The sequence below is a fragment of the Agrobacterium sp. 719_389 genome (assembly GCF_900188475.1).
In the GTDB taxonomy this organism is placed as follows: Bacteria; Pseudomonadota; Alphaproteobacteria; order Rhizobiales; family Rhizobiaceae; genus Agrobacterium; species Agrobacterium radiobacter.
The window spans coordinates 77,416-104,132 of sequence record NZ_FYEM01000004.1 but is presented as its reverse complement, the minus strand read 5'-3'; the positions used below and the strand labels follow the sequence as shown (position 1 = coordinate 104,132).

The 26,717-nt window shown below is 59.8% G+C and carries 20 protein-coding genes; 15 read left to right on the top strand and 5 right to left on the bottom strand.

Going from position 1 to position 26,717, the window contains the following annotated elements; translation table 11 throughout:
• Positions 1–174 precede the first annotated feature (174 nt).
• The 7 genes from CFB10_RS09345 (at position 175) to CFB10_RS09315 (ending at position 8,266) form a co-directional block, all read left to right on the top strand.
• Positions 175–3,171 (top strand): 2-oxoglutarate dehydrogenase E1 component, encoded by a 2,997-nt coding sequence (locus CFB10_RS09345; RefSeq protein WP_020010874.1) that lies wholly within the window; start codon positions 175–177, stop codon positions 3,169–3,171.
• Between the two features lie 53 nt (positions 3,172–3,224).
• Positions 3,225–4,457: a 2-oxoglutarate dehydrogenase complex dihydrolipoyllysine-residue succinyltransferase gene (gene odhB / locus CFB10_RS09340; RefSeq protein ID WP_020010875.1), complete on the top strand. Its 1,233-nt coding sequence runs from the start codon at positions 3,225–3,227 to the stop codon at positions 4,455–4,457.
• 69 nt (positions 4,458–4,526) lie between these two features.
• Complete coding sequence (locus CFB10_RS09335; RefSeq protein ID WP_020010876.1) at positions 4,527–4,940, top strand: MAPEG family protein; 414 nt, start codon at positions 4,527–4,529, stop codon at positions 4,938–4,940.
• 14 nt (positions 4,941–4,954) lie between these two features.
• Complete coding sequence (locus CFB10_RS09330; RefSeq protein WP_020010877.1) at positions 4,955–5,599, top strand: LysE family translocator; 645 nt, start codon at positions 4,955–4,957, stop codon at positions 5,597–5,599.
• A gap of 64 nt (positions 5,600–5,663) precedes the next feature.
• Complete coding sequence (gene lpdA / locus CFB10_RS09325) at positions 5,664–7,070, top strand: dihydrolipoyl dehydrogenase (RefSeq protein ID WP_020010878.1); 1,407 nt, start codon at positions 5,664–5,666, stop codon at positions 7,068–7,070.
• A 127-nt stretch (positions 7,071–7,197) separates the two neighbouring features.
• Positions 7,198–7,698, top strand: coding sequence for a cytochrome b (locus tag CFB10_RS09320; protein ID WP_026363763.1), 501 nt, complete (start codon positions 7,198–7,200; stop codon positions 7,696–7,698).
• Positions 7,699–7,777: 79 nt separating this feature from the next.
• On the top strand, positions 7,778–8,266 hold the full coding sequence (locus CFB10_RS09315; RefSeq protein ID WP_020010880.1) for a DUF2867 domain-containing protein: 489 nt from the start codon (positions 7,778–7,780) through the stop codon (positions 8,264–8,266).
• On the opposite strand, the gene CFB10_RS09310 is transcribed toward CFB10_RS09315, so the two are convergent.
• Positions 8,250–9,350: a TraB/GumN family protein gene (locus CFB10_RS09310; RefSeq protein ID WP_026363764.1), complete on the bottom strand. Its 1,101-nt coding sequence runs from the start codon at positions 9,348–9,350 to the stop codon at positions 8,250–8,252. The two genes, CFB10_RS09315 and CFB10_RS09310, sit on opposite strands and share 17 nt — an antisense overlap.
• An 80-nt stretch (positions 9,351–9,430) precedes the next feature.
• Positions 9,431–10,378, bottom strand: coding sequence for a tyrosine recombinase XerC (locus CFB10_RS09305; protein WP_020010882.1), 948 nt, complete (start codon positions 10,376–10,378; stop codon positions 9,431–9,433).
• A 121-nt stretch (positions 10,379–10,499) separates the two neighbouring features.
• Between CFB10_RS09305 and CFB10_RS09300 the strand changes: the two genes are divergently transcribed.
• From CFB10_RS09300 to fdhD, 8 genes are all read left to right on the top strand, one after another.
• Positions 10,500–12,716 (top strand): primosomal protein N', encoded by a 2,217-nt coding sequence (locus CFB10_RS09300; RefSeq protein WP_020010883.1) that lies wholly within the window; start codon positions 10,500–10,502, stop codon positions 12,714–12,716.
• Between the two features lie 79 nt (positions 12,717–12,795).
• Positions 12,796–13,182, top strand: a complete 387-nt coding sequence (locus CFB10_RS09295; RefSeq protein WP_020010884.1) for a phage infection protein — start codon at positions 12,796–12,798, stop codon at positions 13,180–13,182.
• Between the two features lie 261 nt (positions 13,183–13,443).
• Positions 13,444–14,010, top strand: a complete 567-nt coding sequence (locus CFB10_RS09290; protein ID WP_026363766.1) for a F0F1 ATP synthase subunit delta — start codon at positions 13,444–13,446, stop codon at positions 14,008–14,010.
• Entirely contained in the window at positions 14,010–15,539 is a 1,530-nt protein-coding gene (gene atpA, locus CFB10_RS09285; protein WP_020010886.1) for a F0F1 ATP synthase subunit alpha, read from the top strand. The genes CFB10_RS09290 and atpA overlap by 1 nt, the downstream gene beginning before the upstream one ends.
• A 30-nt stretch (positions 15,540–15,569) precedes the next feature.
• Positions 15,570–16,448, top strand: a complete 879-nt coding sequence (locus CFB10_RS09280; RefSeq protein WP_020010887.1) for a F0F1 ATP synthase subunit gamma — start codon at positions 15,570–15,572, stop codon at positions 16,446–16,448.
• A 23-nt stretch (positions 16,449–16,471) separates the two neighbouring features.
• Positions 16,472–17,926, top strand: a complete 1,455-nt coding sequence (gene atpD, locus CFB10_RS09275; protein ID WP_026363767.1) for a F0F1 ATP synthase subunit beta — start codon at positions 16,472–16,474, stop codon at positions 17,924–17,926.
• A gap of 130 nt (positions 17,927–18,056) precedes the next feature.
• Complete coding sequence (locus tag CFB10_RS09270) at positions 18,057–18,467, top strand: F0F1 ATP synthase subunit epsilon (RefSeq protein WP_003492358.1); 411 nt, start codon at positions 18,057–18,059, stop codon at positions 18,465–18,467.
• A 354-nt stretch (positions 18,468–18,821) separates the two neighbouring features.
• Entirely contained in the window at positions 18,822–19,637 is an 816-nt protein-coding gene (gene fdhD / locus CFB10_RS09260) for a formate dehydrogenase accessory sulfurtransferase FdhD (RefSeq protein WP_020010890.1), read from the top strand.
• A gap of 45 nt (positions 19,638–19,682) precedes the next feature.
• Here the strand turns inward: fdhD and CFB10_RS09255 are convergent, their stop codons facing one another.
• The 3 genes from CFB10_RS09255 to CFB10_RS09245 all read right to left on the bottom strand — a co-directional run bounded on the left by CFB10_RS09255 (position 19,683) and on the right by CFB10_RS09245 (position 26,680).
• The gene (locus CFB10_RS09255; protein WP_020010891.1) at positions 19,683–21,452 is read right to left on the bottom strand and encodes a methyl-accepting chemotaxis protein; all 1,770 of its coding nucleotides are present in this window, start codon (positions 21,450–21,452) and stop codon (positions 19,683–19,685) included.
• A 325-nt stretch (positions 21,453–21,777) separates the two neighbouring features.
• Positions 21,778–22,254, bottom strand: a complete 477-nt coding sequence (locus CFB10_RS09250; protein ID WP_003504949.1) for a chemotaxis protein CheW — start codon at positions 22,252–22,254, stop codon at positions 21,778–21,780.
• A 265-nt stretch (positions 22,255–22,519) separates the two neighbouring features.
• A complete protein-coding gene (locus CFB10_RS09245; protein ID WP_020010892.1) occupies positions 22,520–26,680 on the bottom strand; it encodes a translocation/assembly module TamB domain-containing protein in 4,161 nt (1,386 codons plus the stop codon).
• Between the last annotated feature and the right edge of the window lie 37 nt (positions 26,681–26,717).

Below are 26,717 nucleotides of genomic sequence, written 5' to 3'. Positions count from 1 at the left end.
ACCACATGACATCGGTGCGGGCGGCGCGGCTTTGATGCCTCGCTGCCCGATGCCGCAAGAAGACAGACAGACGGCATACCGCCCCCGGCGGCAGGCAGCAGTAATCAAAGCGGCAGGCCGGCGAACGGCCCTAACGGCATCGAGGAGGCGGACGGATAAGTCCGCAAGAACACAATGGCAAGGCAAGAAGCGAACGAGCAGTTTCAGATCACGTCGTTTCTGGACGGCGCGAATGCAGCCTATATCGAGCAGCTCTATGCCCGGTACGAAGAGGATCCCTCTTCCGTGTCGCCGGAGTGGCAGAGCTTCTTCAAGGCGTTGTCCGATAATCCGGAAGACGTGAAGAAGGCGGCCAAGGGCGCCTCCTGGAAGCGCGCCAACTGGCCGATCCCGGCCAATGGCGAACTGGTATCCGCACTGGACGGTAACTGGGCCACGGTCGAAAAGGCCATCGAGAAAAAGGTTCAGGCAAAGGCCGAAGCCAAGAGCGCCGACACCGGCAAACCGGTCAGCGAAGCTGAAGTGCTGCAGGCGACCCGTGACAGCGTTCGCGCCATCATGATGATCCGCGCCTATCGCATGCGCGGCCACCTGCATGCCAAGCTCGATCCGCTCGGCATTGCCGTTGCGGTTGAAGATTACAACGAGCTGTCACCGAAGTCCTACGGCTTCGAGGAAAGCGACTACGACCGCAAGATTTTCATCGATAACGTTCTCGGCCTCGAATATGCGACCGTGCGTGAGATGATCGATATTCTGGAGCGCACCTACTGCTCCACCATCGGCGTCGAGTTCATGCACATGTCCAGCCCGGAAGAAAAAGGCTGGATCCAGGAGCGCATCGAAGGGCCGGACAAGGGCGTCGCCTTCACGGCGGAAGGCAAAAAGGCCATTCTGTCGAAGCTGGTTGAAGCCGAAGGTTACGAGCAGTTCCTCGACGTACGTTTCAAGGGCACCAAGCGTTTCGGCCTTGATGGCGGCGAATCGCTGATCCCGGCGCTCGAGCAGATCATCAAGCGCGGCGGCCAGGACGGTCTTGAAGAAGTCGTGCTCGGCATGGCACACCGCGGCCGCCTTAACGTTCTTACCAACGTCATGGGCAAGCCGCACCGCGCCGTGTTCCACGAGTTCAAGGGCGGTTCGTTCAAGCCTGACGACGTCGAAGGTTCCGGTGACGTGAAGTACCACCTTGGCGCTTCCTCGGACCGCGAATTCGACGGCAACAAGGTTCACCTGTCGCTGACGGCCAACCCGTCGCACCTTGAAATCGTCAACCCCGTTGTCATGGGCAAGGCGCGCGCCAAGCAGGACCAGCTGGCCAAGACATGGGACGGCGACATCATTCCGCTTTCCGAACGCGCCAAGGTGCTGCCGCTCCTGCTGCACGGCGATGCCGCTTTTGCGGGTCAGGGCGTAGTTGCCGAAATTCTCGGCCTTTCCGGCCTGCGCGGCCACCGCGTTGCCGGCACCATGCACTTCATCATCAACAACCAGATCGGTTTTACGACGAACCCGGCCTTCTCGCGCTCGTCGCCCTATCCGTCCGACGTCGCCAAGATGATCGAGGCGCCGATCTTCCACGTCAACGGTGACGATCCGGAAGCGGTTACCTATGCGGCCAAGGTCGCGACCGAATACCGCATGAAGTTCCACAAGCCTGTCGTCATCGACATGTTCTGCTACCGCCGCTTTGGCCATAACGAAGGCGATGAGCCGGCGTTCACGCAGCCGAAGATGTACAAGGTCATCCGTGGCCACAAGACAGTCGCGCGCATCTATGCCGACCGCCTGATCGCGGAAGGTCTGATGAACGAAGGCGAATTCGAGAAGATGAAGGCCGACTGGCGCGCTCATCTCGAACAGGAATTCGAGGCAGGCCAGTCCTACAAGCCCAACAAGGCTGACTGGCTGGATGGCCAGTGGTCCGGCCTGCGCGCCGCCGACAATGCCGATGAGCAGCGTCGCGGCAAGACCGGCGTGCCGATGAAGCAGCTGAAGGAAATCGGCAAGAAACTGTCGACCATTCCGGAAGGCTTCAGCGCCCACCGCACGATCCAGCGCTTCATGGAAAACCGCTCGCAGATGATCGAGACTGGCGAAGGCATCGACTGGGCAATGGCGGAAGCGCTTGCGTTCGGTTCGCTCGTTGCCGATGGCCACAAGATCCGTCTTTCCGGTCAGGATTGCGAACGCGGCACCTTCTCGCAGCGTCACTCGGTTCTCTACGATCAGGAAACCGAAGAGCGTTACATTCCGCTTGCCAATCTTTCGCCGACGCAGGCCCGTTACGAAGTCATCAACTCGATGCTTTCGGAAGAAGCCGTTCTCGGTTTCGAATATGGCTACTCGCTTGCTCGCCCGAACGCTCTGACGCTCTGGGAAGCCCAGTTCGGCGACTTCGCCAACGGCGCGCAGGTGGTGTTCGACCAGTTCATCTCTTCGGGTGAACGCAAGTGGCTGCGCATGTCCGGTCTCGTCTGCCTGCTGCCGCATGGTTACGAAGGCCAGGGTCCGGAACACTCTTCCGCCCGTCTGGAGCGCTGGCTGCAGATGTGCGCCGAAGACAACATGCAGGTTGCCAACTGCACGACGCCGGCCAACTACTTCCACATCCTGCGCCGTCAGGTGAAGCGCGACTTCCGCAAGCCGCTGATCCTGATGACGCCGAAGTCGCTGCTGCGTCACAAGCGTGCGACGTCTTCGCTGGCCGAGCTTGCGGGTGAGTCCTCCTTCCACCGTCTCCTGTGGGACGATGCTGAAGTCATCAAGGACGGTCCGATCAAGCTGCAGAAGGATTCGAAGATCCGCCGCGTCGTCATGTGCACGGGCAAGGTCTATTACGATCTTCTCGAAGAGCGTGAAAAGCGCGGTATCGACGACATCTACCTGCTGCGTGTCGAACAGCTCTACCCGTTCCCGGCCAAGGCTCTCATCAACGAGCTTTCCCGTTTCCGCAATGCGGAGATGGTCTGGTGCCAGGAAGAACCGAAGAACATGGGTGCGTGGTCGTTCATCGATCCTTACCTCGAATGGGTTCTGGCGCATATCGACGCCAAGTACCAGAAGGTCCGTTACACGGGCCGTCCGGCTGCCGCCTCTCCGGCGACCGGCCTGATGTCCAAGCACCTGGCGCAGCTTGCTGCGTTCCTGGAAGACGCGCTGGGAGAGTGAGAACTCTCCCGCATCGCCCCGCAAAAAAGACACCCGAATAACGGAACTAGATCATGGCAACTGAAATCCGCGTACCAACCCTCGGCGAATCCGTCAGCGAAGCGACCGTCGGCACCTGGTTCAAGAAGGTCGGCGATACCGTCAAGGCCGACGAACCGCTCGTTGAACTCGAAACCGACAAGGTTACCGTCGAAGTCCCGGCGCCTGCCTCGGGCGTTCTCACCGAAATCGTTGCGCAGAACGGCGAAACCGTCGGCCTCGACGCCCTTCTCGGCCAGATCGCCGAAGGTGCTGCCGGCGCTGCGACCTCCGCACCCGCTGCCGAACCGGCAAAGCCTGCTGCTGCCGCAGCAGCGCCGGCACCTGCCGCCGCTGCTCCGGCTGCCAGCGCCATGCCGCCGGCGCCTGCCGCCGGCAAGCTGCTTGCAGAAAACAACCTGTCTGCCGACCAGGTCGACGGTTCGGGCAAGCGTGGCCAGGTTCTGAAGGGCGACGTTCTCGCCGCTGTCGCCAAGGGCGTTTCGGCGCCTGCCGCCGCTCCGGCTCCGGCCGCTGCACCTCGCCCGGTTTCGGCCGAGCAGGATCAGGTTCGCGAAGAGCGCGTGAAGATGACCCGCCTGCGCCAGACGATCGCCCGTCGCCTGAAGGATGCGCAGAACACGGCCGCCATGCTCACCACCTATAATGAGGTGGACATGAGCGCCGTCATGGACCTGCGCAACCGCTACAAGGACGTGTTCGAGAAGAAGCACGGCGTCAAGCTCGGCTTCATGGGCTTCTTCACCAAGGCCGTGACCCACGCGCTGAAGGAACTGCCCGCCGTCAACGCTGAAATCGACGGCACGGACATCATCTACAAGAACTATTGTCACGTCGGCATGGCTGTCGGCACGGACAAGGGTCTCGTTGTTCCCGTTATCCGCGATGCCGACCAGCTCTCCATCGCGGGCGTTGAAAAGGAACTCGGTCGCCTCGCCAAGGCGGCGCGCGACGGTTCGCTCGGCATGGCCGACATGCAGGGCGGCACCTTCACCATCACCAATGGCGGTGTCTACGGTTCGCTGATGTCTTCGCCGATCCTCAACGCGCCGCAGTCGGGCATCCTCGGCATGCACAAGATCCAGGAGCGTCCGGTCGCCATCGGCGGTCAGGTCGTCATCCGTCCGATGATGTATCTCGCGCTCTCCTACGATCACCGTATCGTTGACGGCAAGGAAGCCGTTACCTTCCTGGTTCGCGTCAAGGAAAGCCTCGAAGATCCGGAACGTCTGGTTCTCGATCTCTGATCGGTCTTGCTTTTCGTTTCGGCGGGGTTTCAATTGAGGCCCCGCTGAAATTCCATCAGGAGAGCGAACGTGCAGCCGACATTTCTTGCCGCTTCACCCTTTTTACCGCTGATCGGTCTCAGCGTCCTGCTGCTTGCGGTGCATATCATGCTGCAGGCCATGACGGCGACGCGGGAATTTGGGATGGACTGGAATGCCGGCCCGCGTGATGCGGAGAGGAAGCCTGAAGGCAGGTTCACCGGTCGGGCAGCCCGCGCATCGGAAAATTTTCGGGAAACCTATCCCGCTTTCATCGCGCTCGCCTTTGGTGTCATCATGGCCGGCGATCCGTCCGGGCTGGCACTCACCGGCGCATGGATCTGGCTGATCTGCCGGGTGGTCTATATTCCACTTTATCTGGCCGGTGTGCCCTATATCCGCTCGCTGGTGTGGCTCGGTTCGATACTCGGCCTTGCGCTGATGCTTTTCGTGTTGATGTTTTAGAGGTTGATTTTCCGATGCATCAGTATCTGATCGAACTTGCATCCCTGATGGCGATCTTCGCTTTCGCAATCGTTTCCCCCGGCGCCGATCTGGCAATGGTCATGCGTCAGGCGATGGTGCATGGGCGCAAGCAGGCCATCATCACCAGCTTCGGTGTCGGCACATCCCTGATGTTCCACGTCACCTATACGATCCTCGGACTTGGTCTCATCATTTCCCAGTCGATCTATCTCTTCAACATCGTCAAGTGGCTGGGCGTCGCCTATCTGATCTATATCGGCATCAAGGCGCTGCGCGCCGGCAAGACAGAATTGCCGACGGCTGAAGGTGAGGGCGGCGTTCGAGCCAAAAGCACACAGACCGGGCTTAAGGCCTTCACACTCGGTTTTGCCGCCAATGCGCTCAATCCCAAGCCGGTGTTTTTCTTCCTGTCGATCTTTTCGACGGTGGTTCATGCGCATACGCCCGTCACCATCAAATTCGGATACGGCCTCGTCATGGCAAGCTGCCTTATCCTGTGGTTCGTCGGGGTAAGCCTGTTCATGACGACGCCCCGCATGCGCGCCGCATTTCAGCGCGCCAGCCAATGGATCGACCGCACCAGCGGTGTGGTGTTCATCGCTCTCGGTATAAAACTCGCAACGGAAAAAGCGGCCTGAGTTTCAGGTCAAACGGAAGCAGGGCGGTTCAAAATCCTGCCCGCAATCAATCAGGAACAGAAACATGGCATATGATGTAGTTGTAATCGGTACGGGTCCCGGCGGTTATGTTTGCGCGGTCAAGGCGGCACAGCTCGGCCTCAAGGTCGCCGTCATCGAAAAGCGCGCGACCTATGGCGGCACCTGCCTCAATGTCGGCTGCATCCCGTCCAAGGCGTTGCTGCATGCATCCGAAACCTTTGCGCATGTTGCCCATGGCGTCGATACGCTCGGTATCGAAGTTGCCGCTCCGAAGCTGAACCTCGACAAGATGATGGGCCACAAGGACGGTGTGGTGAAGGCCAATGTCGACGGCGTTTCCTTCCTGTTCAAGAAGAACAAGATCGATGCCTTCCAGGGCACCGGCAAGGTGGTTTCCGCCGGCAAGGTTTCCGTCACCAACGACAAGGGCGAGACACAGGAAATCGAAGCCAAGAACATCGTCATCGCCACCGGTTCTGATGTTGCGGGCATTCCAGGCGTTCAGGTCGATATCGATGAAACCGTCATCGTTTCCTCCACCGGCGCGATCGCTCTTTCCAAGGTTCCGGAAAAACTCATCGTTGTCGGCGGCGGCGTCATCGGCCTCGAGCTCGGTTCGGTCTGGTCGCGCCTCGGCGCCAAGGTGACCGTGGTCGAATATCTCGACAATATTCTCGGCGGCATGGATGGTGAAGTTTCCAAGCAGGCGCAGCGTCTGCTGGCCAAGCAGGGTCTCGATTTCAAGCTCGGCGCCAAGGTGACGGCCGTTGAAAAGACCGCTGGCGGTGCAAAGGTTGTGTTCGAGCCGGTCAAGGGCGGCGCTGCCGAAACGCTGGAAGCGAACGTCGTGCTGATCTCCACCGGCCGCAAGCCCTACACCGAAGGTCTCGGCCTTGCGGAAGCGGGCGTCGTGCTCGACAGCCGCGGCCGCGTTGAAATCGACGGCCACTACAAGACCAATGTCGATGGCATCTACGCGATCGGCGACGTGGTGAAGGGCCCGATGCTGGCGCACAAGGCGGAAGACGAGGGCGTTGCGCTCGCGGAAATTCTCGCTGGCCAGCGCGGCCATGTGAACTACGACGTGATTCCGGCAGTCGTCTATACGCAGCCCGAAATCGCTTCCGTCGGCAAGACCGAAGAAGAACTGAAGGCCGCTGGCGTCGCTTACAAGGTCGGCAAGTTCCCGTTCACGGCCAATGGCCGCGCCCGCGCCATGCAGGTGACGGATGGTTTCGTGAAGATCCTTGCGGACAAGGAAACCGACCGGGTTCTCGGCGGCCATATCGTCGGTTTCGGCGCTGGCGAAATGATCCACGAGATCACCGTGCTGATGGAATTTGGTGGTTCTTCGGAAGATCTCGGCCGCACTTGCCATGCGCATCCGACCATGTCGGAAGCGGTGAAGGAAGCAGCGCTGGCGACCTTCTTCAAGCCGATCCATATGTGATCGGTTCTGGAGCCCTTTGCTCCAACATTAAATTTCAGTTATCTGCCAAACCCCGGCTTGCCATGCAGGCCGGGGTTTTCCATACTTGCGCCATAGCCTGTCTAACCTTTTGATAAAAAGCAATAAAATGGCATTTTCAACTCAAGTTTCCTTTTCGGTTCCACAGCGCGTCATTCATTGGGCGATGGCGCTTCTGATCTTCTTCAACCTGTTGTTTCCCGATGGTATGGAACATGCCTATCGGCTGATGCGGCGGGGCGAGACACTGACGCCGGAGCAGATTTATTCAGCCAATATCCACGCCTATGTCGGTTTTGCCGTGCTGTTTCTTGCGGTTCTACGCCTCTGTCTGCGCTTCTTTCAGGGCGTGCCGCCGCATCCGGTTGAAGAACCGCGTCCGTTTCAGATCGCCGCGAAGGTTGCGCATTTCACCTTCTATGCCCTGTTCATCGTCCTGCCCCTGTCCGGTATCGCTGCTTATTATTTCGGTGCTCAGCCGGCCGGACAGTTGCATTCCGGTCCCTTCGAGGCGCTGATGTGGGTGTTGATCGCCGGTCACATTGGTGCCGTTCTGGTTCACCAGTTCTACTGGCGCACCAATGTCCTGAAACGCATGACGCACGGCTAAGCGGCGGTTTGTCGCGTTCCCGGTTGTGCGGAAAAAGAGGAATGTGACCCTTGCCGCATAGCGCGGCGGGGGTTCAGGAATGCAGGAGATCGAAGACATATTGCCGGGCGCAGACTGGCGGGATCGCTATCAGGGAGAGATGGTGACGCCGGAGCCGTCCTCTCTCGATGCGAGCAGGCTCCTTCTCGATCATCCTCCGGCATGGATCAGCAGCCTCATGTTGCTTCGAAACCGTGTCGTCTCGTTTTTCGGTTTAAGAACGGTCGAACTGGCCGCTGGCACGTCGGCGGGCGGTTTTCCCGTTCTTTCTTCCACCCGGGAGCGGACAGTGCTTGGCTTCGACGACCGTCATCTCGATTTCCGGATCGTTGTCGATCTAGAAGAGGAGGGGAACCGCCAGCTGGTGACTGTCACCACCATCGTCAGGCGCAAGAACATGTTTGGGCGGCTCTATCTTCTTGTCGTCGGGCCGTTTCACCGCCGCATCGTGCCGGCGACGATGCGGCCGTTCTGCGCCAATGTCCGGCCCGTCAGCATCGGGCGTGAGCGGGTCAGTCAACCCGCGTGAGCGTGAAACCCTGGGTGCGCAGAAGTTCGATAACGCCTTCCTCGCCGGGCAGATGCAGCGCGCCGACGGCCATGAAGACATTGCCCCTGGCAAGCTCGGGGGCTGCCCGTTCCGCCATGACGTGGTTGCGGTCGGTAATGATGCGCTGTTCAAAGGCGGCGTAGCCCTGTTCGTTTTCAGCCGCGGCCTTCTTGGGATCGAGGCTTTTCAGCATCGGCATGGTCATGCCGATATCGCCGGCGACGTAAAGATCGGTCATGGTCGTCATCACGTCATCCATACGCTCCCCGAGCTCAAGCGTTTCGATCAGCGCCTGAAGATGAAATTCCATCGGCAGTTCGGACATGGCCGTCAGCTGCTCGACCATGGTTTCCAGCCCGACAAGGCGCTTGCCGTCCGCAATCGCATCTTCGGCCAGCTTCTTGTCCAGAAAGGAAAGGCCGGTCGCCTTGCGGGCGAATTCGCAGGCGGGAAGGGCGACGAAGCTCGAAAGCATCCACGGCTTCATCCGCGAAACGGCATTCAGCGGAATGCCGCGTTCCTTAAGGCCTTTTTCGAGGCGGGCGACATTTTCGGGCGACAGAATGTCGGTGATCGATTTGCCATCCAGAAACATGGTGAGCTCAGGCTTGCTCAGCAACGAGGTCGCGACCTTCTTGTCGTCAACGATTTCGTCCGACTCCACGACGACAATCGCGGCTTTTTCAAAGGCGGGGCTGGCGGCGGCAGGCATTTCGAGAACACGCGGATCGGTGACATGCATGGTGCCGAGAAGATAGGACGGAGCCATGCCTGCCTTTTCGATGCGCCAGAAATTGCCCTTGCCGTTCGGGATGGCGGCCGCTTCCTGTTCGATCTTTGCGAAGGCCTGCGGATCGGTCTTGCGCATTTCCACGAGAATGTCATTGCCCGTGCACGTGATCTGCTGCTGCTCTGCGGCTTCCGCTTGCCCCAGCGAAAACAGGGTCATGAGCAGGATTGCAACGGCCGTGACATGCAGGGCCGCAAGCAGCCAGAGCAGGGCATCGCCGGTCTTGCCCATCAGGGTGGCGGTGAGATTTTGTGATCTTATCAGGCTATGCATCGGTCCAATCCGGTTGTTCTTCGCTTATAGAACGGCGGCTTGGATGTCTGGTTAATGATTATGGTTAACCATTTCCCGCTTCATGCACGCGGGTGGGCATTGTCGTAGATTTCCAGCAATCTTGCGGTATCGACACCGGTGTAGACCTGTGTGGTGGAAAGGCTGGCGTGGCCGAGCAGTTCCTGAATGGTGCGCAAATCCCCACCGCCGGCCAGAAGATGGGTGGCGAAGGAATGGCGCAGCGCATGTGGCGTGGCGTTCTCCGGCAGGCCGAAAGCGCCGCGCAGTTTTTGCATTTCCCGCTGGATGATGGCGGGCTGCAGCTTGCCGCCGCGTGCGCCAAGGAAGAGGGGCTGATCCGCCGACAGGGCGTAGGGGCAGAGCTTCTTGTAAGTGTCGACCGCTTCTGTCACCACCGCCAGTAACGGTACGACCCGCATCTTGTTGCCCTTGCCGGTGATGCGCAGGCTGCGGCCCCCCGTTGGGAAATCGGCGGGTGTGAGGCCGAGCGCCTCGGAAATGCGAAGGCCGCAGCCATAGAGAAGCGAGAGGACTGCCGCGTTGCGCGCGGCGATCCAGGGCTCTTCGTTCAATTGCGCCTCGGCCGTGGTGATTTTCAGCGCCTGCCGGTCGGTCAGTGGTTTTGGCAGGGATTTCGGCTGTTTTGGCGCGCGCATGGCAGTTGCGCCCGCTGCGTTGACGAGGCCCTTTTTCTGCAGGTGGTGCAGCAGGGAGCGCAGTCCGGCCAGATGCCGCCCGAGCGATCGCGCGCCCGCACCCTCCTTGCGCCTGTTGGCCAGAAAGGCGCGAAGATCGACCGGACGTAGATCGGCAATATCGGTGATGGAAGCTGGCTTGCCGATGTAACCGGTAAGGAAAGTCAGGAACTGGCGGGTGTCGCGTTCATAGGCTTCGACGGTATTGTCCGAAAGCCGTCGTTCGCCGGCAAGGGCGGCGAGCCAGGACTGACGCTCGTTCAGGAGATCGGGTTCAGCAAATGTCAGGATTTCGGTCACGTGGCGCTCCATTCCATGTCCCGAAACTATGCGCTTATGATCAGCATTTGGTTAAGAGGTGGACTTTGCAAGGCGTGCCCACTACATCCGGGCGGTTTCCTTTTTCCTGTCGTCGGGGCATGGTCGCCACATCATGGCAAAAGATTCGTCCGATCTGTTTGGGGCTCTGTTCGACCTGCCGTCGCCCACGCGCACGGTGCCCGTTCTCGTGCCCATGCCGGCGCCCGGGCCCTACAGCTACGCCGTGCCTGAGGATATGGTGGTGGAAACCGGTTCCGTCGTTCAGGTGCCGCTTGGTCCCCGGCAGGTCTTCGGCGTGGTGTGGGACGATGCCGGCGAAAAGGGCATCGATCCGAAGAAGCTGCGGCCCATCACCAAGAGTTTTGAATGCCCGCCGCTGAAGGCGGAGATGCGCCGCTTCATTGACTGGGTTGCCGCCTATACGCTTTCTCCGCCCGGCCTGGTGGCTCGCATGGCGCTGCGTGCGCCCGCCGCCTTCGATCCCGAACCGATGATCGAGGGGTTGCGGCTGACCGAAGGCAGGCCGGAGCGCCTTACCCCCGCCCGCGAGCGGGTGATGGAGCTGGCGGCCGAAGGACACGGCTGGACGAAGAGCGGGCTTGCCCATGCCGCCGGTGTCTCGACCAGCGTCATCGATGGCCTTGTCAAACAGGGCGTGTTTGAGACGGTTTTTCTGCCGGCGCCGCCTGTCGTCGCTGAGCCCGACCCTGATTATGTCGAGCCGCGCCTGGAAGGCCCGCAGAAACAGGCCGCGTCGGAGATACTGGAAGATGTGCGCAAGGGTGGTTTTCACGTCTCGCTCATCGATGGCGTGACCGGTTCGGGCAAGACCGAGGTCTATTTCGAGGCGGTGGCCGAGACGCTGAAGCAGGGCAAGCAGGTCCTCATCCTGTTACCGGAAATTGCTCTGACCGCAGCCTTTCTCGAGCGGTTTCAGGACCGCTTCGGTGCAAAGCCGGCGGAATGGCATTCGGACCTGTCACCGCGCATGCGTGAAAAGGTCTGGCGGCAGGCCGTCACTGGTGAAGTGAAGGTGGTTGCCGGTGCGCGTTCGGCGCTTTTCCTGCCTTTCGACAATCTCGGTCTCATCATCGTCGATGAAGAGCACGACCCGGCCTACAAGCAGGAAGACCGCGTCTTTTATAATGCTCGTGATATGGCCGTCGTCAGGGCGCGGATCGCCGAGTTCCCGGTCGTGCTGGTGTCGGCCACGCCTTCGGTTGAAAGTCAGGTCAACGGCAGTTCGGGACGTTACAATACCATTCACCTGCATACCCGTTTCGGCGATGCGGCGATGCCGGATCTGCATCTGGTCGATATGCGCCGCCATCCGCCGGAAAGGGGAGGATTTCTCTCACCCGTCCTGCTGCGTGGCATCGGCAAGACCATCGAAAAGGGTGAACAGGCGCTCCTCTTCCTCAATCGTCGCGGTTATGCGCCGTTGACGCTCTGCCGTGTCTGCGGCCACCGTTTCCAGTGCCCGCAATGCTCCAGCTGGCTCGTGGAGCACCGCTTCCGCAATCAATTGCAGTGCCACCAGTGCGGCCACAGCGAGCCGATGCCCGATCATTGCCCGGAATGCGGCACCTTCGATCATCTGGTGGCCTGCGGTCCCGGCGTGGAGCGTATCGCCGAGGAGGTGGAGAAACATTTCCCGGAGGCCCGCACCATCGTGCTCTCTTCCGATCTCATGGGCGTCAAGAGGTTGCGTCTGGAGCTGGAGGCGATCGTCAAGGGTGAAGCGGATATCGTCATCGGCACGCAGCTGGTCGCCAAGGGGCACAATTTCCCCCTTATGACGCTCGTCGGAATTGTCGATGCCGATCTCGGACTTGCCAATGGCGATCCGCGTGCGGCGGAGCGAACCTTCCAGCTGCTTTCGCAGGTGACGGGGCGCGCCGGGCGAACGGGGCGCAAGAGTCACGGTCTGCTACAGACCTATCAGCCGCAGCATCCCGTCATGCAGGCCATCGTTTCTGGCGATGCCTCGGCCTTCTACGAGCGTGAGATCGTGGAGCGGGAAAAGGCCGTTCTGCCGCCCTTCGGGCGTCTTGCCTCGATCATCGTTTCCGCCGATACGCGCGGGGAGGCGGAGACCCATGCGCGAGGTTTAAGGGCCGCGGCCCCACAGGTTACCGGCATCATGCTGCTTGGCCCGGCGGAAGCGCCGCTCGCGCTCATTCGCGGCCGCCACCGTTTCCGCCTCCTGGTGCATGGGCGGCGCAATTCCGACATGCAGTCTTTTCTTCGTACTTTGCTGGCCAATGGTCCGAAGGAGCGGGGCAGCGTGCATGTGCAGCTCGATATCGATCCGCAAAGTTTCCTTTGAACTTCGCCGACGAGGCGTTTTCCCGCTGTCATGACCGTGTCATAACGCAACAGGCAATCAAAATGATTTGGGGAACGAGATGGAGTTTTATTTTCCCGCCGAGTTCGGCGAGCAGCTGGCCTTCGGCGCGGCGGTGGTATCGGTCGTGATGGGCCTTTTTTTCATGTTTGCGCCGGGCATTACGCTGCGCGCCTTCGGTCTGCAGCCGGCTGGTGAGCGCAGGGACGGTTATACACTCGTGCGTTCGTCGCTTGCGGGGTTCTATCTCGGTCTTGGCGCTGCCGCCCTGCTTCTCGCGCAGCCTATGGTCTATCTCGCCTTTGGTGCGGCATTCGGCCTCAGCGTTTTCGGCGGCATTCTCTCCATATTGTCAGATGGTGGCGCAACCATGCGGAATTTCTTACTTCTGGTTGTACACTTTCTGCTGTCCGCACTCGCGTTGAGCTACGTCTTCGGGCTGGTCTGAGACGGGCTTTTTGGCTTTTGTGCCGCACCAGAGCCGCATCCTGAGCGAAATCGGAAAATTTAAACGCATTCCCCCTTGCCCAAACGGCGCTTTCCGCTATTACGCGTGTTGCGAGTCCCGGCGTCCTATGCTAGACGGACCGCGAAATTGGGAAAAGGCAGGGGGGAATTCCGGTCTTTTTCGGGGAAATTGAAACGATTTCAAGAATTTGATGCGGTGGAGCCCCATCGCTGATGGTCTTGGACGATTAGCAGGGAAAAAGTGCCCGTGGCAGAGACCTCCCAGGGAACATCCGGTGTAGCGGAAAGGTATGCGTCGTCGCTTTTCGAGCTTGCTTTGGAAGCGGGGGCGGTCGAAGCGGTTCAGGCCGAACTGGACAAGTTTGGCGCCCTTCTCGACGAAAGCGACGATTTGAAGCGTCTGGTTGCGAGCCCGGTGTTTTCCGCCGAGGATCAGTTCAAGGCAATCACCGCGATCTGCGAAAAGGCCGGCATCTCCGGTCTCGCTCTGAATTTCCTCAAGGTTGTTGCGAATAACCGCCGTCTCTTTGCCGTTCCCGGCATGATCCGCGCCTACCGCACCATCGCTGCCGCCCACCGCGGCGAAATCACCGCCGAGGTTACCTCGGCACATGCGCTCGACGAGGCGCAGGAAACTGAACTGAAAGCGGCGCTGAAGAGCGTTACCGGCAAGGATGTGACGATTTCCGTTACCGTCGACCCGTCGATCCTCGGCGGCCTGATCGTCAAGGTCGGCTCTCGCCAGATCGATACGTCTCTTCGCACCAAACTTTCCACCCTTAAGCTTGCACTGAAAGAGGTTGGCTGATGGATATCCGCGCCGCGGAAATTTCCGCAATTCTGAAAGATCAAATCAAAAATTTCGGCAACGAGGCGGAAGTCTCCGAAGTCGGTCAGGTGCTGTCCGTCGGTGACGGTATCGCCCGCGTCTATGGCCTCGACAATGTTCAGGCCGGCGAAATGGTCGAGTTTCCCGGCGGCATTCGCGGCATGGCGCTCAACCTCGAAGCCGACAACGTCGGTGTGGTTATCTTCGGTTCGGACCGTGACATCAAGGAAGGCGACACCGTAAAGCGGACTGGCGCTATCGTTGACGTTCCCGTCGGCCCGGAACTGCTCGGCCGCGTTGTTGACGCGCTCGGTAACCCGATCGACGGCAAGGGCCCGATCAATGCCGCCAAGCGTTCGCGTGTTGACGTCAAGGCTCCCGGCATCATTCCGCGCAAGTCGGTTCATGAGCCGATGTCGACCGGCCTCAAGGCCATCGACGCTCTCATTCCGGTTGGCCGCGGCCAGCGCGAGCTCGTCATCGGCGACCGCCAGACCGGCAAGACCGCGATCATTCTCGACACGATCCTGAACCAGAAGGCCATTCACGACAATGGTCCTGACGGCGACAAGCTTTATTGCGTTTACGTCGCTATCGGTCAGAAGCGTTCGACCGTTGCCCAGTTCGTGAAGGTTCTGGAAGAGCGCGGCGCACTGCAGTATTCGATCATCGTTGCTGCGACCGCTTCCGATCCGGCTCCGATGCAGTACCTCGCTCCGTTTGCCGGTTGCGCCATGGGCGAGTACTTCCGTGACAACGGCAAGCACGCTCTCATCGGTTACGACGACCTTTCCAAGCAGGCCGTTGCCTATCGTCAGATGTCGCTTCTGCTGCGTCGTCCTCCGGGCCGCGAAGCTTATCCGGGCGACGTTTTCTACCTTCACTCCCGTCTTCTCGAGCGCGCTGCAAAGCTCTCCGACGAAATGGGCGCAGGTTCGCTGACGGCTCTGCCTGTCATCGAAACCCAGGGTAACGACGTTTCGGCCTTTATTCCGACCAACGTGATCTCGATCACCGACGGCCAGATCTTCCTTGAAACCGACCTGTTCTACCAGGGCATTCGTCCGGCCGTTAACGTCGGTCTGTCGGTTTCGCGCGTTGGCTCCGCCGCCCAGGTCAAGGCGATGAAGCAGGTTGCAGGCTCGATCAAGGGTGAACTTGCCCAGTATCGTGAAATGGCCGCCTTCGCCCAGTTCGGTTCGGACCTCGACGCTTCCACGCAGCGCCTGCTCAACCGCGGCGCCCGCCTGACCGAACTTCTGAAGCAGCCGCAGTTCTCTCCGCTCAAGACGGAAGAACAGGTTGCGGTGATCTTCGCCGGCGTCAACGGTTACCTCGACAAGGTTCCGGTCGCGCAGGTCGGCAAGTTCGAGCAGGGTCTGCTCTCCTACCTCCGGTCGGAAGGCAAGGCGATCCTCGACACCATCCGCACGGAAAAGGCTATCAGCGACGATACCAAGGGCAAGCTCAAGGGCGCTCTTGATAGCTTCGCCAAGTCTTTCTCGTAATCAGGGCTCTTTTACTCGGACGGATAACGGATGCCTTCACTAAAGGATCTGAAAAACCGCATTGCCTCCGTAAAGGCGACGCAGAAGATTACCAAGGCGATGAAAATGGTCGCCGCGGCGAAGCTTCGGCGCGCCCAGGAAGCTGCGGAGGCCGCCCGGCCTTATTCTCAGCGCATGAGCGCCGTTCTTGCCAACATCGCCAAGGCGGTCGAGGCGGACGTTGCTCCGGCGCTGATGACCGGCACCGGCAAGGACGACGTGCACCTGCTCGTCGTCTGCACGGCTGAACGTGGTCTTTGCGGCGGTTTCAACTCGCAAATCGCCCGTTTTGCCCGCGATCACGCCCGCAAGCTGATTTCGGAAGGCAAGACGGTCAAGATCATCACGGTCGGCAAGAAGGGTTACGACAGCCTTCGCCGCGAATTTGCAGCCAACATCATCGAACGCATCGAACTGCGTGAAGTGAAGAAGGTCGGTTTTGAAAACGCCGACCAGATCGCCAAGAAGGTGATCTCGCTCTTCAACGCGGGTGAGTTTGATGTCTGCACGCTGATCTATTCGGAATTCAAGTCCGTCATCAGCCAGATCCCGACCGGCCTGCAGCTTATTCCCGCCGCAATGCCTGTTGTGGAAGAGGATGCGGCAACGCAGAGCGCCGTCTACGAATACGAGCCGGATGCGGCTTCTATTCTGGAAGACCTTATTCCGCGCAACATTTCGGTTCAGGTTTTCCGGGCTCTGCTCGAAAACGTTGCCGGTGAAATGGGCGCCAAGATGAGCGCGATGGACAATGCAACGCGCAATGCCGGTGAAATGATCAACAAGCTGACGCTTTCCTACAACCGTCAGCGTCAGGCTCAGATCACCAAGGAACTCATTGAAATCATTTCGGGCGCGGAAGCGCTCTGAGGTAAGGAAAGAGGGTAAGGATAATGGCTAAGGCAGCTACCCCCAAGAAAACCGCAGCGGTGAACGGCGCGGGCAAGGTTACCCAGGTTATCGGCGCTGTTGTCGACGTGGCGTTCGAAGGCGAACTGCCTCCGATCCTGAACGCGCTCGAAACCGAGAACAACGGCAACCGCCTCGTTCTGGAAGTCGCGCAGCATCTCGGCGAAAACGTCGTCCGCACGATCGCCATGGACTCGACCGAAGGTCTCGTCCGCGGTCAGCCCGTCAGCAACACGGGCGCTCCGATCGAGGTTCCGGTCGGTCCTGAAACGCTCGGCCGCATCATGAACGTCATCGGCGAGCCGGTTGACGAAGCGGGCCCGATCGTTACGGCCAAGAAGCGCGCCATCCACCAGGATGCGCCGTCTTACGTCGAGCAGTCGACCGAAGCACAGATCCTTGTCACCGGCATCAAGGTCGTCGACCTTCTGGCTCCTTACGCCAAGGGCGGCAAGATCGGCCTGTTCGGCGGCGCCGGCGTTGGCAAGACGGTTCTCATCATGGAACTGATCAACAACGTCGCCAAGGCGCACGGCGGTTACTCGGTATTCGCCGGCGTGGGTGAACGTACCCGCGAAGGCAACGACCTCTACCACGAAATGATCGAGTCCAACGTCAACAAGCTTGGCGGCGGCGAAGGTTCCAAGGCTGCGCTCGTTTACGGCCAGATGAACGAACCGCCGGGCGCCCGCGCCCGCGTCGCCCTGACCGGTCTGACGATCGCTGAAAACTTCCGTGATGAAGGCCAGGATGTTCTGTTCTTCGTGGACAACATCTTCCGCTTCACGCAGGCTGGTTCGGAAGTGTCGGCTCTGCTTGGCCGTATTCCTTCGGCCGTGGGCTACCAGCCGACGCTCGCAACGGACATGGGCCAGATGCAGGAACGCATCACCACCACGAACAAGGGTTCGATCACCTCGGTTCAGGCTATTTACGTTCCCGCCGACGACTTGACCGACCCCGCGCCGGCCACCTCGTTCGCGCACCTTGACGCAACGACGGTTCTGTCGCGTTCGATCGCCGAAAAGGGTATTTACCCGGCTGTTGACCCTCTTGACTCCACCTCGCGCATGCTCGACCCGATGATCGTCGGTGAAGAACACTACGAGGTTGCCCGTAAGGTTCAGTCGACCCTGCAGCGCTACAAGTCTCTCCAGGACATCATCGCCATCCTCGGCATGGACGAACTGTCGGAAGAAGACAAGCTGACGGTTGCTCGCGCCCGCAAGATCGAGCGCTTCCTGTCGCAGCCGTTCTTCGTCGCCGAAGTCTTCACCGGTTCTCCGGGCAAGCTCGTCGCGCTCGAAGATACGATCAAGGGCTTCAAGGGCCTGGTCAACGGCGAATACGACAACCTGCCGGAAGCCGCTTTCTACATGGTCGGTTCGATGGAAGAAGCCATCGAAAAGGCAAAGAAGCTGGCTGGCGAAGCTGCCTGATCATGAATTGGCGGGCGCGTGGTTCAACCGCGCGCCTTGCCGGCAATGACGGCGAAACCGGAACGGCTTTCGCCGGCGTTGTAGAAGACAAGTCCGTGACGCCCGCGTAATTGAAAAGAAGTGAATAGCCATGGCTGACAGTTTCAAATTCGATCTCGTTTCCCCGGAGCGTCTGCTCGTTTCCGAAACGGTTACGGAAGTCGTCATCCCGGCTACGCTGGGTGAAATGACCGTTCTGGCCAATCACGCGCCGACGATGACCACGATCAAGCCGGGTCTGGTGACGGTGAAGTTCGCTTCCGGTGAGACCCATAAATATGTGGTTTTCGGTGGTTTTGCCGATATTTTGCCGACCGGTTGCACGCTTCTTGCGGAATCCGCGGTTTCGGCTGATGATATGTCTCCTGACACGCTGCAGAAGCGTATCGATGCGGCCAAGGCCGAAATCGAAGAGGGCAATCATCACCACGAGCATCTGACCAAGCTTGAAAAGCACCTTTACGAACTGACGAACCTGCATGAGGTTCTCGTCGCTGCTTGAAAGCACCGGGCGGGTTCGAAAGAATGACTGCCCACAAAAAATTCAAAACAGAAAGCGGCCGGTTCGGTCGCTTTTTTGTTTTTGGGCTAGTGTCCGCCGCCCTGTCCAAGCAAAAAATGCCCGTCTCCGCGCATGAGGCCGTCCGTCAGTTCGGCGCGGGCGTCGGAATGTCGCTAGCGAATTACGCCGACGATTCACGGGCAGACAATGGGTAAAGCAGGGATAATAACGCGCCTTCAACGGGTGAACCCGGAAACCGATTCCGATTTTCATGGCTATAGGTTAGATGTGGTGGCGGGAAGAAATGCTGCTTTGGATCCTTAGCGAGACGAGGCAGATTTTCGTCATGGAGGAGTGCTCAGCGTGTCGGCAAAGGCAAGTTACCGAAGGGTCGCAAGAACCGCTCTGCGGGAAGGGGCCATAGTCGAGGGCGAGCGGGCGGTGCCTGAGGAGGTGCCGGTTGCCTTTTCTTATGGCGGCAGCACCCACGCGGTGATGATGGCAAGCCCCGCCGATCTTGTCGATTTCGCAATCGGTTTCAGTCTTACGGAGGGTATCATATCCACCAGGGCGGAAATCCGTTCCATTGAAGTGATCGAGGCCGGGCAGGGTTTTGATGTACAGGTGGATTTGCAGGATGCCAACGCGGATGCGCTGAGGGCAAGACGGCGGCATATGGCAGGCCCCGTAGGCTGCGGTCTTTGTGGCATTGAATCTATAGAACAGGCGGTCCGCGTAGTACCGGAGTTGGGCGGCGTGGAAGTCTCCGTTGACGGAGATGACATCGTTGCTGCGGTGAAAGCGCTGAATGAAGCGCAAAGCCTCAATCGCGAAACGCGGGCAGTTCACGGCGCGGGTTTCTACAATCCTCAAAAAGGGCTGCTTGCTGTCCGCGAAGATGTCGGCCGGCACAATGCGCTCGACAAGCTCGCAGGTGCGGTTATCAACGCGAACCTGTCTCCCGACGCGGGCATTGTGGTGGTCACGAGCCGCCTGTCGGTGGAAATGGTCCAGAAGACGGCCATCCTTGGCAGCCCCATTCTGGCGGCGATCTCCGCGCCCACCGCGCTTGCCATTGAAACGGCTGAGAGCTCGGGTATCACGCTTGTGGCGCTGGTGCGGGGTGAGGATTTTGAAATCTTCACCCGGGCGGATCGTATCATTCTATAACGTTGAGGCCGCCGTTTCCCGGCGGCCCTTGGCGTCAGAGCGGGCCTAGAATTCCGCCCATTCGGCGGCTGCATTTCCCTGAGACCTTGGCGCGGCGGCATATCGCGGTTGCGGTGTCGGGAGCCGGGTGACGACGGCCGGTTTTTTGTCGGCCGGCCGGGCGGGCGATGCCTCGTGGGATATTCTGAACTGCCGCAGCAATTCGTGCAGATTTTCCGCCTCCGTGGCGAGGCCGTGGCTGGCGGCGGTGGTCTCCTCCACCATGGCGGCGTTTTTCTGGGTGGCCTGATCCATGACGTTGACGGCCTGATTGATTTCGCTGAGGCCATTTGCCTGTTCGCGCGAGGCTTCAACGATCGCCGAGACATTGGTGTCGATCTCGCCCATCTGCGACTGGATATCCCGCAGGGCGCCGCCGGTTCTGCCAACCAGATCCACGCCATTGGCGACCTGCTCGCGCGAGGTGTTGATGAGGGATTTGATTTCCTTGGCCGCAACGGCGGATCGTTGGGCGAGTTCCCGGACCTCCTGCGCCACAACGGCGAAACCCTTGCCCGCTTCCCCGGCCCGCGCGGCTTCGACCCCCGCATTCAGGGCCAGAAGATTGGTCTGGAAAGCAATATCGTCGATAACGCCGATGATGTTGGTGATTTCACCCGAGGACCGGGAAATCGCGTCCATGGCGGAGATTGCCTGTTGGACGATGTCGCCGGAATGTTCGGCATGTTCTCTCGTTCGCAGCACCAGTTTGCCGGCCTCGCCGGCGCGCCGGCTGGCATCTGACACGGTGGTGGTGATTTCCTCCAGCGCGGCTGCGGTCTCTTCCAGCGAGGCTGCCTGCTGTTCGGTGCGTTGCGAAAGTTGATCGGCGGCGATGCGGATTTCGCCTGAGCCGGAGGCGATTGTCGAGGCATTATGGGCGATGTTCTGCATGGTGGCCTGCAGCTTGGCGACGACCTCGTTGAAGTCCGCACGCAGCTTTTCCATGCTGGGCACGAAGCTGTTGTCGAGACGCTGCACAAGATCACCCTCGGCGAGCGCCCGCAGAGCATCGGCAAGCACGCTGATGGCACTCATGCGCGGCGTGACGTCGGTGGCGAACTTCACCACTTTCACCACCTTGCCGGCCTCGTCCAGCACCGGATTATAGGCAGCCTGGATCCATATCTCCTTGCCGTTCTTTCCATAGCGAACAAATTCATCCGAGATGAATTCCCCCGCCGCCAGCCGCGGCCAGAAATTGCCATAGGCAGGCGAGGCGGCATAGGCGGGATCGCAAAACATACGGTGGTGCCTGCCCTCAATTTCCTTGACGTCGTAATTCACCGTGGCGCAGAAATTCGGATTGGCGGTGATGATGGTGCCATCGGGCAAAAACTCGATGGTTGCCTGGGAACGGGAGAGCGCCTCCAGCTTGCCCGCATCGTCTACGGCCTTGATCTTCTTGGCGGTGATGTCGGTGGCGATCTTCACGACCTTGTAGGGTTTGCCCGAACGGAAAACCGGGTTGTAAGAGGCTTCGATCCAGATGACCGAGCCGTCCTTACGGATACGGCGATATTCCCTGGCCTGGAACTCGCCGCGGGCGAGAGAGGCCCAGAATTCCTGATATGCCCGCGACGCGGTGAGTTCGCTGTCGCAGAAGATGCGATGGTGCTTGCCGACGATCTCGGCGAGATCATAACCCAGCGCCGCGCAGAAATTTTTATTTGCAGTGAGAATGTTACCTTTGAGATCGAATTCTATGACCGCCTGTGATTTCGATATGGCATCGAGTATATTTTTATTATCTGCGCTTTTTCCTAACCCCAGCATTACACGTCCCCCAAAATCAGCCCACGGCGCGGCGAGCCGCACAGGACATGCGGTCCACGTCGTATCATATTGAACACGAACAGGTTTTGCCGCCGAAGGCAGCAATGCAGGCACTTTTGTCTCTTCGCCTTGGTCAGGTATTGGCCCGCGTGATAGTCGTGCTGGCGCGATACTGATCTACGGCTTTTAATATTAGATATCCATAATATTAAAATGTTCTTATTCAATAAGGCGGGGTAAAGGAAAACAAAACCGCCGGGCGAGTGCTCCGGCGGTCTGGGTTGATTGATGATCCTCGTCTGGCAAGGCCAGCCAAAAGGCCTGATTAAGCGGCGAGGTCTTCCGCTTCGGTTCCCTTGAACATTTTTGCGAGGTTCAGGAAGCAGATCATGCCGTGTTCGTTGGCGATGATGCCTTCCGAATACGACTTGTCGAAAGAGGCCGAAATCTCCGGAACCGGCTGAACCTGGTTTGCCGGGATCGTCAGAATGTCGGACACACGGTCGACCAGCATGCCGATGACCATGTTGTGCACTTCCGCCACCACGATGGCGCTTCTTTCATTGGCGACGGTGCTTTTCATGCCGAGCTTGTGGGCCAGATCGATGATCGGAATGACAGAGCCGCGCAGGTTCATGACGCCGATGACGTCTTTCGGCGCGTGGGGAATGGGCGTCGAAGGCGCCCAGCCGCGAATTTCGCGGATGGTCGTCGTCTTCACGCAGAATTCCTGATCATGCAGGCGGAACGCGATGATTTCGAGCGTCTCACCGCCAAAATTGGTAGAGTTAATCATAGCCATCAGAATTCTTCCCAATGCTCGCTGTGGAGGCCGGCGCAAGTGCACCGACACTTGCATATGCGGATTTGGCGTTCTGCCTGGTGCCTGAACAGCCGGAAACAATATTTCCGTCTTCAATGGAAGATTCGTAACATGAGATGGTTTCGCAAACCTAAATGCGAAGCGGCCCTGGAGTATTTTCGCTTTTCTTCGAATCACGAAAATACTCTCTTTGATTTTACGCATTGTCCGGACGTAAAACCGCTACGCACTTTTATTGGAAATGCTAATATTCCTTCTCGTAAAATATGCCGGCTGCGCCTTCGCCATCGCCACCCGCTTCCCCGCGTAGCTTCACACCCCGCCCGACATCGAGGTTGATGATGGCTTTTGCGCCGGACTCGCCGCTTTGCTGCAGCTCGAGATAGGTTCTTTCGTTCAGATATTTACCGGCGGAAACACGGGCCTGCCCTTCGGAGTCGGTCGAAATATCGAGATCGTCGACGCCGAGATTGCTTCTGAGCTTGTCGAACAGCGAGGTGGAACGCCCGCCGGCCAGCTGGGCGGCGGCGTCTGCGAGCCTCGCGATCTGCAGAGCCGAGAGTTTCGACATGGACTGGCCGAAGATCAGCTGGGCCATCACCTCGTCCTGCGGCAGGGCGGGCGCCGAGGAGAAAGCAAAGGTCGGATCGTTGGCGGTGCCGGAAACGGACACGGTGATAGTCGTTGAGCCGACCGTCGAATCCGCCTTCATATCGAGGACCGGAACGAGGCCGCCACCAAAACTGATATTGCCTGTCGTGAAATCGAGGCGGCGAGTGAGGATTTCCAGCCGGCCGCGGCGCATTTCAAAGCCACCGGAAATGACGGGAACGGCTGCCGTGCCACGGATCGTCAGATTACCCGTGAGTTCCGCATCGATGCCGCGCCCGCGCACGAAGATACCGCTTGGCGCATTCACCTGCAGATCGAGATTGATGGTGGACGAACTGCCGCTTCCGCCCTGATCAGCCCCGAGCGCTTTGGCCTGTGCGCGCACCTTTGGTGGGGCGTTCTTGTGTTTGACATCGATCTCCGTCAGCGAGGCCGGAAGTTTTTCCGGAATGGTGATGGCGCTTCTGTCCAGCGTCAGATTGCCGCCCAGAACGGGGGAATTCAGCAGCGGGCCTTTCAGCGTCAGCGTGCCGCTCACCACCGTCGTTACTAGCGTGCCGTCATTATAACCGGCGCGATTAAGCGTGATCGATATATCGGCGGGGAAACCCGAACCGCCTGATATGCCGACGCTGCCGGTTCCCGCTATCGTTCCGCCTCCCGCCAGCTTGCCGGTCAATCGGGAAATGACGGCGCGGTCACGGTCGAAGGTGATGGTGGCGCCCAGATCGTTGATGGTCAGGTTCCTGCGCACGTCGGTCAGGCGTGTACCATCGGTGGTGATGCTGCCGGTCACGACAGGTGCGGAAGCGCTGCCGGAAATCTTCACATCGATGGCGGCGCTGCCATCCACGTCGAGGCCCTGCGCTGCGGTTTGTGATGCGACGGCGGAGAATGGCAGCCTGCCGGAAAATGCCATGGAAAGTGGACGATTGCCGGCGATGCCGAGCGAGCCGCCGCCGGAAAGCGACATGCCGCCCTGGCCGGATACATTGGTGTCGATCTGCAGGGTGCCGCCGGCGAAACGGCCATTCGCCTTGATGCCGAGCGCAGCGAGCCCCGCCGCGCGTGTCTGCGCGACCTCGGCATTTGTCCAGTTCAGATTGTAGTCGACCGCCGGATTCGACGCTGCACCCTTGGCGCTCACCGAGCCGGAGATGCTGCCTGCCGCATCCAGCCCGGTGGCGAAAGCATTTGCGAGACTGGCGGGCAGCGAACGGATATCGGCATTGATGTCGAGCGTTGACCCGGCAGTGCCGTTGACCTCAATGCGCCCTTCGCCCGTGATGACGGTCAGATCGGAAATGCGGGCCGTGCCGTTCTGGATGGCGATGGTGCTTGGTTTTTCAAGTCGTACTGCAATGCCCTTGGGGGCGGCGGAAAAAGCATCGACGCGCACCGTCATCGGCGATCCGCCGGTCTCAGCGCTGCCCTTTACCACCAGCGGTGCGTTGTCGTAACGGCCGTTGAAGTCGAACTGGGTCGTCGTGCCGGAATGTCCGATGGTGGCATTCAGGCCTGATATCGCGGCGGCGCCCGCATTGACGCTATCGGCGCTGACCTTGCCATTGATGGCAAGAGCCTGAAGGTCATCGATGGAAATATCGGCGGCGAGCTTGGAGATCGTTGTCGTGCCCTGGCGGATGCTGCTGCCATTGGCCTTTATCGTCGCGGCGATCCGCCCATTGGCGTTGCTCAGGGCGATGTCGCCGGCAATATCGCCATCCGCCTGCTGCGCGGCGAGTGCGGCGAGCAGCGCAAGGTCGGGGAAATTGAAGGAAAGACTGCCCGATGGCAGGAACTGCTGCGAGAATTGCAGCTGCCCGTTCAGGATATTCCGGCCTACCGCAACGTGCAGCTCGGGCATCGCCGTGCCGTTTTCGGTCTGCACCACATCGGCATTGGCATCGATCTTCTGCCGGTCGAGACTGCCGCTGGCGGTGAGTTTCGCCTGGGGCGCAGCCGGGTCAGCCTTGCCTGTTGCATTGACCTTCAGCGCTTCCAGCGTGCGTCCGGCAAGAATGGCGCTTTCGGAACTCAGGGTGACGTTGAAATCCGGTGCGGCAAGCGCACCACTGGCCTCGATTGCAAAATCGGCGACGCCCTTTGCCTGCGGCGTCAGTTTCTCGAGCGCAGGAAATTTACCCGTCAAGCTGGCGCTTAATGCCTCGTTTTCGAGGCTGACATTGCCCGTGGCTTCGATCGTTCCCGATTTGACGACAAGGTTTTCAACGCTGGTGCGTCCACCGATGGTCAGGTCGATATCGCCCTGGAGGGCAATGGTCGTATCGAATTTTTCCGCCAGCGCCGGTGGAAGGGTGGCGGGCAGTGCGAAGAGCTGAATGCTGGAGGTGAGGCGATTGCCGGCAAGATCGAAACTGCCGTTCAGCGTGCCGCCGACACTGGCGCTTTCCAGCGTCGCGCCATCGAAGCCGATAGCGGAAGAGGTGAGGCTGAGCGGCGCCTTGATGGTGAGTGGCGCACGCACCAGCCGGTCGATATCCGGGCTGACGAAGGACGATTGCGCCACGGACAGGACCGTCGCGATCGTGCCACTGCGGTTGGCGACGTTGAGATCGGCGCTCTCGGCCGTTAGTTTGACATCGTCAAGCCGGCCTTGAGGCAGGGAAAGGCTGCGCAACGATACGGTCGTGTTGAGATGTGCAGCCTCCGCTCCACCCTTGAGGGAAAGATCGAGGCCGTTGATGAGAGCCTGAACCTCGCCATTCTCCAGCGGCCAGCGAAAATCCACGGGGCCGGCGGTGCCGATGAGATTGGCGGCAAGATCATTTTCACCGTTCGGATCGACGGAGCCTGATGCCGTCAGCAGCAACGTGCCGGTTTCCAGCGTGCTGCCGCCTATTTCGATGCGGCCCTGCGGCGAAAGGGTCGCATTTGCATCAAGCTTCGTCTCGCCGGCAAAAAGCTGGCGGAAGGCCGGGGGCAGAAGCAGGTCCGGCTGGCCACCGCCCGCAACTTCGATACGGCGTGTGCCATCATCACCAAGAAGGTGGCGGCCGGTCACATTGACGACGGGGTTACCGGCGACATTGCCGCGCAGGCTACCGGTCCAGTCGGAAAGCGGGCCTTCACCGTTGAGGTCTATCGCCACCGCAGGTGTGCCGGGAAGCGAAAGCAATGTGGCGAGAAGCCCGCCCTCGGGCTCCTTCATCTCCGCTTTCAGCTTCAGGACGTTTTCATTCGGAAGGAAAGCAACGTCGGCGTTAACCTCCGCATCCGGCGCATTCAGCCGGTGGGCCGTGAGCGACAGCCTGATGTCGTCCCGGGCGGCCTTGAGGCTGCCTTCTGCGGTCAGGTCGAAAGGACGGCCGAGAAGTGATTGTCCAAGGCTGATATCGGGAAAGCTGAAATTGTCGACGGCGACTTCGATCGGCAGCGAGGAGTTGGCGGAACTCTTGGCTGCCGCCTGCTCTGACGCAAGCGGTTTGCGCTCGACATCGATCGATCCGGCTGAGACGCGCTCGGCATGGAAGGTGCCGGCAAGCAGTGAGAGCGGCGACCAGTCGACGGCGACCTGGTTCACGCGGGCATAGGGGCCCTGCCGGTCTGAAAGCGTGACATTGTCAAGCCGAAGGCGGCCGGTCAAAAGGCCGCTCGGGGGAGAAATCTCGATCACCTGATCGGGCGTGGAAACGAGTGATGAAATCTGCGTTGCGGCGATCCTTGCGCCCATCGGCGTAAAACCGACGAACAGAACCGCGAGCAAAACCAGCACCACGCCGAACAAAGCAGCGTAACCCAGCCATTTCAGCAATCGAATCAACATTTTCATAAAGGGTAATCTACACTCTGTTGCAAGGGTGTTCGAC